This window comes from Candidatus Binatia bacterium (genome assembly GCA_036382395.1).
In the GTDB taxonomy this organism is placed as follows: Bacteria; Desulfobacterota; Binatia; order HRBIN30; family HRBIN30; genus JAGDMS01.
Genome location: DASVHW010000441.1, coordinates 1 through 5,911, shown reverse-complemented (window position 1 = coordinate 5,911; position 5,911 = coordinate 1). Strand labels below are relative to the sequence as shown.

Sequence of the window (5,911 nt, the reverse complement as noted above, 5' to 3'; positions counted from 1 at the left end):
CCTGCATTGCGCCCGCTCGGGCAGCGCGGGTGATCGACACAGATTGCGGCTCTCTCGACAGCGAAGCTGCTTTCATCGCTTCCTCCATTTGGCTCTTGTCACCGGTTGTTCCTGCAGTCAGGCCGACTCACTACTTGGCCGCTGCGAGCAACGACGACAGCGGGATGGTGTAGCCCAGCTGCAACGCCCACGGGTCCGGATTAAAGCCACTATTGATCTGCGCGCGGGCCATCAAGTACCCGAGTTTCTCGGTGATCGGGACGTTCAGCTCGAAGTCGACACCCAAGCCCCAGTGGCTGCGGAACGCCGGCACCTCGTTCTGCACCGCCACCTGGCGGGTGTCGTCGTTGAGGAAGCTTGGGGTCTCGACATTCGCCGCCCCAGCCCGGATGATGAACTCGGTGATCGGCTCCGCAGACGGGGCGGAATCGTTCTTCTCTTTGGGCTGCGCCGCAGTACCCGCCAGACGGAAGGGGATACCCAGGGCGGTGGACAGGCCGAGAAAGTAGCGGCCGTGCGTATCGGTCCCCGCGCTATCAGTGCTCAGGGCGCCGGAAAGCTCCAGGCTCAGCGCGCCTCGCGTCGGGGTCTCCGTGCCGTAGCTCTGCCAGTACCAGCGGACCAGGTTCAGGGCCGGCGTGGCGGCCACGTAGAAATCCGACCCGCCAACGATTGCGGCGCCACCGGACGTGCCGTTGGCGAACACGAAGCCGCCGCGCACATCGAGGTCGATCGGCAGGACCCCCTCGTCTCCCGCGATCTCGCAGAGGTACTTGACGCTGCCTCGGCCCCCCATCTGCTTCAGTTCCGGGGCCGCATTCTGTTGTGCGTCCTCGGCCGCCTTCTGTGCAGCTACCTTCAAACCGGCAACCTCTATCTGCGCGGCGCTGAGTTCGTTCCGGGCAGCCGCCGGCACGTTTTCGGCCCCAGTGGTGCCGGTTGTTCTGAGAGCTCTTGTCAGCTCCACTGTGACCAGCTCTTGGGCGTTGTCGAGCCGGGTCTTCGCAGCCTCTCGCTCCCCCTTCCCCGCCACTGCTGCGTCTGTTGCAAGCTGGTCCGCAGCAGAGAGCCGGTCCTGCCACGCCCAGCGCCGCCGGTATCCGGCCTCGAAGAAGGCGTTTGCAGTCGTCTGTCCGGTTTTCAGCCGGAAGCGCTTCTTCGCGGTAGGATTCAAATCGCACAGGGCGTTGTTGCTGGTACAGGCCTCAAGCGTGAATGGATTGAGGATCACCGCACCGGTTGCCAGCCAGAAGTTCTTGGCCACGTAGTCGCTCTTTTCGATCGTCTTTCCTTCCGCCTTGACCGCTGCGGTGGCGGTGGGCGCCGCTGCGGCCGTCGGCGTGGCGGCTTGCCCGTTCGCGGTCTGCGGTTGTAGCGACAGAGCCAAGGCACAGCTGGTCAGAACTGCCAGGATTCTAGTCGCGGTGCGTTGGCCGGGCTTGAGTGCCGCTCTCAGCATCGTCTTCAGGCGCAACATGCTTTTCCTCCGGTCCTCTTCATCGTGACTCGTGCTCGTGGAGTGTGGATCTCTCCCACACCGGCGCTGGCCACGCTTGCACCGGCCACCGTGCGGGCGGTATGCTGCCTCCAGCGTGAGGACAGCATGGGAGCTATCGCCGTAACCGCAGCGGATGAACGCAAGATCGCCCAGTTGGCCGAACGATTGGGCCTGCGCTCCCGACAGCGCGTGGTGCGGGTGGCGTTGGCGGAGTTGGAAAGCCGCGCCGCGCAGGAGCGCCTCCGACGCCCGGAGAAACGCACGACACGAGTTCTTGAGGCGGCATATGTGGCCGGGTACCGGCGCCGACCCGAAGGGACACGGCGGCTCGCCGCGCTGGCCCGCCTGGCCGCCAGCGTCGTCAACGACGAGTAGTGGTAAATGCGTAAGGCTCCCTGAAGCGCGGCAAGGGCCACAAACAAAGGCCACACCCGCCGCCTTGCGTGCGCGGAACGACCACACCCCGCCACGGCGCGGCTGATCGTGGCAGCGCCAGGCTCGGCAAATGACCGAACCGCTTTTAGAGGTTCTGTGAGTGAGTGAGTGAGCGAGTGAGTGAGTGAGTGAGTGAAAAATCCGCGCCAGCCGTGAGCGGCCCGGACATTCAATCCGACGCTTCCGATTTCCTCCCTCACGGTGCCCCCTCGAGTAAGTTTCCCATATTTCACTGCGCCTTATAATGTAAAGCAATATCGTCACAGCGGCCGTATGAATCATGCAAAGAGATGACCAATGTCAGCAAAACTCCGTAAACTTACGGGGTTTTGGCGTGCTAATGTGATGCACCTATCGGGACGGGAGCCGACCCGCCCCTGCACCGAAGACACCTTGGCGTCATGGCGGACAGACCCTTCGACAAGCATGTCCTGAGCGCAGTCGAAGGGCTACCAATGAACCTATCGGTCGGAGGCACGCTTCGATACGCCGCCAATCCCTCGATACGCGGCCAGAGGAAGGCCGCAACTCGGGATGATCGGGAAAGAGGGCGGCTCAGCGTGAGCGGTATCTTCCTTCCGAAGTGATTACGTTCATCGATACTCCAACCCGGCATCTCGCCGGTTGGATCTCTACCAATGAACCGTTCGTCGAGGTTCCCCTCCTTACCAAGGGACTGTCGATAAACGTGGGTGGCCCCTCGATACGGCCCCTGAGGGAATGGGGCCTACTCGGGGTGAACGGGAAAACCCTTTGAATTCAACATGGAACCGCTCGCCCCGAGAGTAGCCGCCGTCCTTCCCGATCATCCCGAGTTGCGGCCTTCTCTTGGCCGCGTATCGAGGGGCTGGCGGCGTATCGAGGGGTGCCCGCTGGGCGACAATCGACAGTCCCCCCTGGGAGAGGGCCGCCATGTTGGCGTACTGTGGACGTGTAATAGCGAATCGCCCCGCTGATGTGAACGGGGCAGCCGCTCAACGCATTGTTCACGGCTGCGAGAATCTCATCGATCCTAACTAATCACCGCGGTCCTCACTACGCACCCAAGGTGCGTAGGAACAACGGCATCGATACGATCTGGATGCCGTGGTAGTGCTTGAGTGGAAGAAGATGCTTGCGGTCATCGGTGACAACAAAGTCCGCATGGCCTTCGAGGGCGCACGCCAGGACGGGATTGTCTTTCGGATCCTCCGCCACGATGAACACCTCGTACCGGCCGGGAACAACTTCGGCGACCCCTCGAAGCGCGTCCACGGCTTCCACGATCTCGTGCGGGGGGTACGGCCCATACCGCTGCACGTGCGGGCGCCCCAGCACGTCAGTCACTTCGGTGAGGATGGCCTCGCATGTCACCAATGTGAAGCCACCGGCCTCGAGTGTGCGGAGCAGTTGCCCGCTGAAACCACGCGGCGTCAGCAGGAATCGTGCAAGGATGTTACTGTCGAGAACAGCCCGCGGACCGCTTTTTCGCGTGCTCACGCTGTGCATCCCGGCGGGCAGCGCTCACGGCGCCGGCAATCAGGCGAGGGTCGCGGTCACCCGTTCTCTGCCACAGGCGCTCCACCGCCAGACGCAGCCGCAACCGCGGCGTCAACACTTTCCGCAGCAGACGAAGCTGATCCGTAGGCGGTAACGCTTTGAATCGGGCGCTCAGTTCCCGCACGGCATTCGGCTCTGTGGCCATCGGCGCTCCATGTAACTCGTTCCACTCTAGCACACAAGTCTGAGCGCGGTTTTGCTCGCACCGTGCCCGAGCGGTTTCGGTTGGCTTGCCTGGCCCCGACGCTTCCATGCGACCGACTGAGGCGCGGAGATCGTGGCCGGTTAGTCCTGGCTCCTGAGCCGCGGTCGCGGTTTCTCAATGCCCCCTCACCCCTCACGGCCTCTGAACGCATCCATTCAGCGCATTGTTCACCGCCATGAGGATCTCATCGACGGTGACCCGGCCGTCGTGACTCGCATCGGCGGCCTCGCAGTCGAGGAGCGGGGCGTTGCCGAGAGCGATGTTCACCGTCGTGAAGATTTTACGACGCCAGATGAGCGCAACGGCAGTCGGAGACATCCTTGCAGGCCAGCGGTCGTTCACGCTGGTGTCGATGCCGTAGTTGAAGCGATGTTCAGCACGGTTGCGAGCGCCCGGGTGATGGCCTGCATTGCGGGTTCAGACAGTTTCCCGAGCAGCCGCACGAATCGTTGCTGCGATACCGATCGCACTTGGAAGGCGTCAGCCGCCGATGCCTTTTCGAGAGCGTTTTCCGCGTCGGGTTCAACCCGGACCAGCCACGGCGCCACTGCGAAGCGCTCTTTCCATTCTGTAAGCGGCACAATGACTCGGAGCGGCAGGGCCCCAACGGCGTCGTCGTTCACGATGACGGCGGGGCGGGTTTTCTTGATCTCAGCACCAACCGTCGGATCGAGATTGATGAGCCACACCTCACCCCGACGCACGGACGTCCTCGCCATCGAGCGCCGTGAAAGCCGTCAGCTCCCCGGCGGCCGAGTAGTCCTCCCGAAGCGCCGCCGCCGCGGCAGCGAGCTGCTGCCTCTGCCCCGAGCGTGCCTCGACTGACTGTACAAGTTCCAGTTCCTGCCGAACGAGTTGCAGGGCCTCCTCCGCAACTCTGAGGCGCTCCGTCGCGCTCAGTTTCTTCAGCTCCGCAAGAACGTCGGTGTGGGTCATGGGTGCAGTGTAGCCCCTTGCCTGCTGGTGCGCCAACGGTCAACGGGTTCATCTAGGCTAAGCGCTGGCCCCTCACGCCTTCCGCCTCACCCCTCACGGACTTTGCACGCATCCATTCAGCGCATTGTTTACAGCCGTGAAGATCTTGTCGACGGTCACCTGACCGTCGTGATTGGCATCGGCGGCCTCGCAGTTGAGGAGCGGTGCGTCGCCGAGCACGATGTTCACCATCGTGAGGATCTCATCGACAGTAACCGAGCCGTTGCCGTCGCAGTCGCCGACGCATGTGGATGGGGGCACGAGAACGGTATGGCGATACTCGCCGGTTGAGATCAGCCTCCCGCCGCTGGTGTCGGCGACCCCTCACTCGGCCAGCTGTCATTGCAGTCACCGATCAAGATTGCGTCGAAATCCTGGTTCGCGGCTTCGGCCGAGATCGGGTCGAAGGTGATGCTGCCTGGCTGGCAGGTCCCTGCCCAGATCAACCAGCGCGCTCCGTGACCACGCCTCCGAGAATCGAGCTTGTTCCCAAATTGGGAATGTTGTACCATTCCGGCGTGCGGATCATTGCGAAGCGTACGCTCCGGCTCTTCTGGGAGAGCGATCGGCGCTACGGCGACGCGAAGCGCGCCCTGGAGGACTGGCACGCACAGGTGAGTCGAGCAAACTGGACCAACCCGGCCGATGTCAAGCGCCATTACGGAGACGCGAGCATTCTCAAGAGAAGCCGGGTCGTGTTCAATATCTGCGGGAACAGGTATCGCCTTGTCGTACAGATCAACTACCCATACCGTGTGGTCTACGTCCGGTTCGTCGGAACGCACGCGCAGTATGATGAGATCGATGCGGAGACAGTGTGATGAAGGTAACACCAATCAAGAATGAAGCGGCATACACGGCGGCCCTGGCCGAGATCGACCGGCTCATGGATGCGGCGCCGGACACACCGCGGGGCGACCGCCTCGACGTGCTCGTCACGCTCGTCGAGGCCTACGAGCGCGCGCATTGGAGCATCGACCCGCCCGACCCGATCGATGCGATCAAGGTGCGAATGGAGCAACGGGGCGTGTCGCGCCGGGAGCTGGAAGCGCTGCTCGGGGGCCGGAATCGGGTGTCCGAGGTGCTGAACCGTAAGCGGCCCCTCACGATCGACATGATTCGTCGCTTACATCGCGGCCTCGACATACCAGCCGAATCGCTCATCAAACCCACGGTGCGATCGACTCGCCGCCGCGCCCGCCGGACGGCGGCGTGATGGTGGCGATTGGCGCAGGGCATAGTCCCTCTTCCTTGAGAGG

9 protein-coding genes are annotated in these 5,911 nt (G+C 63.1%); 3 read left to right on the top strand and 6 right to left on the bottom strand.

Annotation, left to right across the window (positions count from 1 at the left end; all coding sequences use genetic code 11):
* Positions 1-130: 130 nt before the first annotated feature.
* Positions 131-1,477, bottom strand: coding sequence for a hypothetical protein (locus VF515_21860; GenBank protein ID HEX7410276.1), 1,347 nt, complete (start codon positions 1,475-1,477; stop codon positions 131-133).
* Between the two features lie 126 nt (positions 1,478-1,603).
* Between VF515_21860 and VF515_21855 the strand changes: the two genes are divergently transcribed.
* A complete protein-coding gene (locus tag VF515_21855; protein HEX7410275.1) occupies positions 1,604-1,873 on the top strand; it encodes a hypothetical protein in 270 nt (89 codons plus the stop codon).
* A gap of 1,095 nt (positions 1,874-2,968) precedes the next feature.
* Here VF515_21855 and VF515_21850 read toward each other — a convergent pair.
* The 5 genes from VF515_21850 to VF515_21830 form a co-directional block, all read right to left on the bottom strand.
* Positions 2,969-3,412, bottom strand: coding sequence for a putative toxin-antitoxin system toxin component, PIN family (locus VF515_21850; GenBank protein HEX7410274.1), 444 nt, complete (start codon positions 3,410-3,412; stop codon positions 2,969-2,971).
* A 397-nt stretch (positions 3,413-3,809) separates the two neighbouring features.
* Positions 3,810-3,995, bottom strand: coding sequence for a hypothetical protein (locus VF515_21845; protein HEX7410273.1), 186 nt, complete (start codon positions 3,993-3,995; stop codon positions 3,810-3,812).
* Between the two features lie 20 nt (positions 3,996-4,015).
* Positions 4,016-4,381 (bottom strand): type II toxin-antitoxin system PemK/MazF family toxin, encoded by a 366-nt coding sequence (locus VF515_21840; GenBank protein ID HEX7410272.1) that lies wholly within the window; start codon positions 4,379-4,381, stop codon positions 4,016-4,018.
* Positions 4,368-4,613 carry a hypothetical protein gene (locus VF515_21835; protein ID HEX7410271.1) on the bottom strand — a complete coding sequence of 82 codons (246 nt, stop codon included), beginning with the start codon at positions 4,611-4,613 and terminating at the stop codon, positions 4,368-4,370. The genes VF515_21840 and VF515_21835 overlap by 14 nt, the downstream gene beginning before the upstream one ends.
* Positions 4,614-4,706: 93 nt before the next feature.
* Positions 4,707-4,913 carry a hypothetical protein gene (locus VF515_21830; protein HEX7410270.1) on the bottom strand — a complete coding sequence of 69 codons (207 nt, stop codon included), beginning with the start codon at positions 4,911-4,913 and terminating at the stop codon, positions 4,707-4,709.
* A 257-nt stretch (positions 4,914-5,170) separates the two neighbouring features.
* Here VF515_21830 and VF515_21825 point away from each other — a divergent pair, with 257 nt between their 5' ends.
* Positions 5,171-5,473, top strand: a complete 303-nt coding sequence (locus VF515_21825; GenBank protein ID HEX7410269.1) for a type II toxin-antitoxin system HigB family toxin — start codon at positions 5,171-5,173, stop codon at positions 5,471-5,473.
* Positions 5,473-5,868 carry a helix-turn-helix domain-containing protein gene (locus VF515_21820; GenBank protein ID HEX7410268.1) on the top strand — a complete coding sequence of 132 codons (396 nt, stop codon included), beginning with the start codon at positions 5,473-5,475 and terminating at the stop codon, positions 5,866-5,868. Before VF515_21825 ends, VF515_21820 begins: the two co-directional genes overlap by 1 nt.
* The last annotated feature ends 43 nt before the right edge of the window (positions 5,869-5,911 follow it).